The 3,265-nt window shown below is 69.1% G+C and carries 5 protein-coding genes and 1 pseudogene; 2 read left to right on the top strand and 4 right to left on the bottom strand.

Translation table 11 applies throughout. The features are described 5' to 3' along the window. Positions 1 to 347 (top strand): annotated as a pseudogene (locus ACLQ24_RS29050) (hypothetical protein); the annotation flags it as partial. On the opposite strand, the gene ACLQ24_RS29045 reads toward ACLQ24_RS29050, so the two are convergent. The 4 genes from ACLQ24_RS29045 to ACLQ24_RS29030 all read right to left on the bottom strand — a co-directional run bounded on the left by ACLQ24_RS29045 (position 235) and on the right by ACLQ24_RS29030 (position 1,886). Next, positions 235 to 627: a GntR family transcriptional regulator gene (locus ACLQ24_RS29045; protein ID WP_425894928.1), complete on the bottom strand. Its 393-nt coding sequence runs from the start codon at positions 625 to 627 to the stop codon at positions 235 to 237. The pseudogene ACLQ24_RS29050 and the gene ACLQ24_RS29045 sit on opposite strands and share 113 nt — an antisense overlap. Further along, positions 603 to 920 carry a hypothetical protein gene (locus ACLQ24_RS29040; protein WP_425894927.1) on the bottom strand — a complete coding sequence of 106 codons (318 nt, stop codon included), beginning with the start codon at positions 918 to 920 and terminating at the stop codon, positions 603 to 605. Before ACLQ24_RS29040 ends, ACLQ24_RS29045 begins: the two co-directional genes overlap by 25 nt. A 54-nt stretch (positions 921 to 974) precedes the next feature. Beyond that, positions 975 to 1,553, bottom strand: coding sequence for a dihydrofolate reductase family protein (locus tag ACLQ24_RS29035; RefSeq protein ID WP_425894926.1), 579 nt, complete (start codon positions 1,551 to 1,553; stop codon positions 975 to 977). 222 nt (positions 1,554 to 1,775) lie between these two features. Beyond that, a complete protein-coding gene (locus ACLQ24_RS29030; protein WP_425894925.1) occupies positions 1,776 to 1,886 on the bottom strand; it encodes a TMEM175 family protein in 111 nt (36 codons plus the stop codon). Between the two features lie 388 nt (positions 1,887 to 2,274). Here ACLQ24_RS29030 and ACLQ24_RS29025 point away from each other — a divergent pair. After that, a partial coding sequence (locus ACLQ24_RS29025; RefSeq protein WP_425894924.1) for a carbohydrate-binding protein occupies positions 2,275 to 3,265 on the top strand: 991 nt, incomplete at its 3' end.

The raw sequence follows: 3,265 nt of genomic DNA, 5'->3' as shown, positions 1-3,265 counted from the left end.
CACCGACCCCGCTCGTGACGAACCCGCCACGCCGAAACCCACCCACGATCAGCCACGCGCGGAATGCAGGGCTAGCCGTCATCTGGGTACCCGCCGACATCGAGCCGTCGGAACACGCCATCGCGACGTGTCTGACCCACCTGCGCCGACATGACTACCGACTGAACGGGATCATCCGCGCATCGTGGGAGACCGTCGAGCAGAAGATGGTCGACGGCGAGGTGGACGTGGTCGTCATCGCCGACCCCGCCCACCTTCCGCCGGACCGGTCGCCCCGGATCGAGGTGGCCGCGCCGCTGCCGCGCGTCGACGAGGATCATCCGACGCCCGGCGCGCCGCTCGGCTGACGCCACGAAGCGCCCCGTCCACAGCGGACGGGGCGCTTCGTCGTACGGTCCGCAGCTCGTACAACTCCCGCACAACGCGGTCGGAGAGGGTGGCGACCCGGACGCCTCGTCGGGGCACGTACTCGACCAGGCCCTGCTGGGCCAGCAACCGCAGCGCCTCCCGCAGTGACCCCCGGCTGATCCCGAGCCGACCGGTGAGCTGCTCCTCGACGAGGCGTTCGCCCGGGTCGCTCTTGCCGCTGAGGATGTCCCGGGTCAGCCGGGAGACGGCGAGGTCCACCAGACTGACGCCGAGTTGGCGAGGTCACGCGAGCCGTACTGCGACAGCCAGTCCTCGTCCACCCAGCCACCGCACGCGGTGGTGGTGGCGCAGTAGTGCGCTTGCATGATGTTACCGCTGCGGGTCATCCGGGCCGACCAGGTCCGGTCCACCGCCGCTGACGTCGACGTCTGTGCCGACGACGGCCGGTACACCTGGTCACCAGTGTCGTCCCGGACGTCGTAGCACTGGCCGCCGGACGTCTTGCGGGTCGAGTGCAACGACCAGTACCAGCCATAGCTCTTCACGGCCATCGCACCGGCGTCCAGAAGCGGCCGGCCAGCTCGTGATCCACTCGCGGGGAGGACTCAGGTGTGCAGGGTGGGTCGGTAGACGAGTTCCTGGGTCCGACCGTCGAGCGTGCGGCTCTCGACCAGGTCCAGGTCGAAGTCGGCCGCCCCGCGGAAGATCGGCTCCGTTCCGGTCTGACCGGTGACCACCGGGAAGAGCGTCACCTGGACGAGGTCGACCAGGCCGGCGGCCATCAGTGCCCGGTTCATCGACAGGCTGCCGTGCGACCGCAGCGGCACCTCGGACTCCTCCTTGAGCCGGGCGACGACGTCGACGGCGTCACCACGGACGACTGTCGCGTCCGGCCAGTCGAGCGGTCCCTCCAGGGTGTTCGACACGACAGTCGCCGGGAGGCTCCTCATCCGGGTGACCCAGGCGTCCCGGACGTCGGACTCCTCGGTGCTGTCGGCCAGCATCTGGCCGAACAGCTCGAACGTGCGGGCGCCGAAGACCATGCGGTGGTCCGCTTCGTACGTGGCGAGGCGGCGCTGAAGCAACTCGGGGCCCTGCTTACCCCAGTAGCCACCCCAGTTGCCGGTGGTGCTGCCGAAGCCGTCGAGGCTGGTGAAGACGTCGAAGGTGTAGGTCGCGGTCACGATGGTCTCCTCGTGTGGGTGAGTTCGCTCCGGCGCGCCTGGAGGAAGGCGCGTTCGGTGTCGTTGCTGGTCAGTGCGATGGCCTCGTCGTAGGCGGCTCGGGCCTGTGCGTCGCGTCCGAGCCGGGCCAGCAGTTCGGCCCGGGTGGCTCAGCGCGTACGCCAGGTACGACGGCCACAACGCCCCGAGGCCCCGCAGGAGGTGCCCGAAGTCCCTCGGCGGTTAAATCTCCAACACGAGGAGTGTGACGGCGATGGCGAAGACGGCGTCGCTGAAGGCCGCAAGCCGGCCCGGCTGACGCGTGAGCCGAGGGACGCCCGCTCTGGAAGGCATGCCATCAGTATTAATGCAAACTTAAGGCTGCGCGGGCGAAAAATTGTTATCCGGAGCCCGGTCGGCGGCCACCAGGAGACTTGTCCACGGGTAGCTGTTCAGCGTGAGTAGATGGGCGGCCGAATCGGTCTGACCTGTGGTTATGCGCTCATACGGTGGGTCGATCTTGACCCTGCAGCCGCTCCTGCCAGCTGTGGCCGTCCGCTCTGTAATGGTTTGACCAGATCGGCGAGAGTCTCGACAAGGCATGATCATGCCGTTGACGTTGGCTGAACACGTACGTCCACGGCCCTCCTTAATTCTTCTTCCGCACGTTGCCGCAGGCCCTGGACGTGCACATACTTCATCCGACAGGAGCGTTATCGCCAACTCGAAGGAATCACTGGTAATGCGGACTCCCCCCGCGCACGTCGCACCGCCGGACCGGGCGCGAAAGCGCCGCCGCCTCGCTCGCATCACGCTCGCCTCCGCGGTCGCCGCCGCCCTGGCCGGCAGCGGCATCTACATCGCCGGCGCCCAGGCCGAAGAGGTCGCCGTGCCGGGCCGCATCCAGGCGGAGGCCTTCGCGGCGCAGTCCGGCGCGCAGACCGAGAGCACCGGCGACGCCGACGGCGGCAGGAACGTCGGCTGGCTCGGCAATGGAGACTGGCTGCGCTACGACGACGTGTCGATCACCGGTGCCGACCTGAAGGCCCGGGTCGCCGCGAACAACACCGACGGCGGCGCCGTCGAGCTGCGTCTCGGTACGCAGACCGGCACCCTGCTGGCCAGCTTCCCGATCGCCCACACCGGCGGTTGGCAGAGGTGGACGACGGTGACCGCCACGGCGTCCAGTGTGCCGGCCGGCCCGCAGACCGTCTTCGCCGTCATGAAGAGCACCTCCCGGTCGGACTTCGTGAACCTGAACTGGTTCACGTTCGGCTCTGCCACGGGCACGACGCCGAGCGCCTCGCCCACGCCGAGCGCCAACCCGGCGACGCCGACGCCGGGCACGCCGACCACCCCGGGCACCACCCCGGGCACGCCGAGCACCCCGGGCACGCCGACCAACCCGGGCACGCCGACCAACCCGGGCACGCCGCCAGCGGCCGGCTGGGTGCCGGTCGACCAGGCCCGGTGGAACCAGGAGCTGGCGGCCTTCAACGCGATCAAGCCGAGGGCGGTGACGCCGGGGACCACCCGCGTCCCCGAGTTCCACACCGACTGCGAGCTCGCCAACTCGGCTCCGGACGACCCGATCGTCGTCCCCGGCCTGTCGGGCGCCTCGCACATGCACACCTTCTTCGGCCCGAAAGTCGACGCGTTATTGACCAGTAACCCAAAGGTGCCGTGGTTAGCCGGCTGCGTAGCGGACTTCTGGCTTGCCGAACAAGGCTTTC

This window comes from Micromonospora sp. DT4, from assembly GCF_049841675.1.
Classification (GTDB): Bacteria; Actinomycetota; Actinomycetes; order Mycobacteriales; family Micromonosporaceae; genus Micromonospora.
This window is presented reverse-complemented; position numbering and strand designations above follow the sequence as displayed.